This is a genomic window from Acetobacter fallax (assembly GCF_011516735.1).
Taxonomy (GTDB): Bacteria; Pseudomonadota; Alphaproteobacteria; order Acetobacterales; family Acetobacteraceae; genus Acetobacter; species Acetobacter fallax.
On the sequence record NZ_WOSX01000143.1, the window covers coordinates 1 to 756 of the forward strand.

Sequence of the window (756 nt, forward strand, 5' to 3'; positions counted from 1 at the left end):
GGATCGTTGGACGGACTGTCCCGGACAAGTGCAACACGTCATGGAATACAGCCGTGTGCTGTGTCTCATAAAGGTGGTACCATATGTTTTGCAGTCATGGGGCCTTATACGTTACACTTTCCCGTATGACACACATAATGATCGGCTATGCCCGCTGCTCGACGGACAAACAGGATCTCGCGGCCCAGCATCAGGAACTGCTCAAACTCGGTGTTTCTGCCGATCGTATTTACACCGACAAGGGCTTCACCGGCACGAACCGGGAAAGGGCCGGCCTTGACCAGGCACTGGCGGCTGTTCGTAGTGGCGATACTTTGGTCGTACCAAAGCTTGATCGACTGGCCCGCTCTGTCCCTGATGCACGGCTTATTGGCGACAGCCTGGCATCCCGTGGCGTGAAGCTTCAACTTGGGAACAGTATTCACGATCCGTCTGATCCAATGGGCAAGTTGTTCTTCAACATCCTTGCGACTTTCGCGGAGTTTGAAGCCGATCTGATCCGGATGCGTACTCGTGAAGGGATGGCCGTTGCACGCGACAAAGGTAAACTACGCGGAAAGAAACCCAAGCTTTCTGAACGTCAGCAAAAAGAGCTTCGCCGGATGTATGATACCGGCGATTACTCCATCAGCGATCTTTCAGAACTGTTTTCTATTTCTCGGCCAACTGTCTATCGAACTCTCAGCAGAACAGCCTCAACGTTCTTGTTGGGTTCACTCTAAGCGTACGTAAAGTACACTTTCGTGTCGTGACCCC

General features: G+C 52.5%; 1 protein-coding gene. It reads left to right on the plus strand.

Going from position 1 to position 756, the window contains the following annotated elements:
• The first annotated feature begins 125 nt into the window (after positions 1 to 125).
• The gene (locus GOB85_RS18895; RefSeq protein WP_029329811.1) at positions 126 to 722 is read left to right on the plus strand and encodes a recombinase family protein; all 597 of its coding nucleotides are present in this window, start codon (positions 126 to 128) and stop codon (positions 720 to 722) included.
• Positions 723 to 756: the final 34 nt, after the last annotated feature.

What these genes read in the sequence shown, in the direction of transcription:
- GOB85_RS18895 (WP_029329811.1), top strand. Translation starts at nt 126, where the DNA reads ATGACACACATAATGATCGGCTATGCCCGCTGCTCGACGGACAAACAG.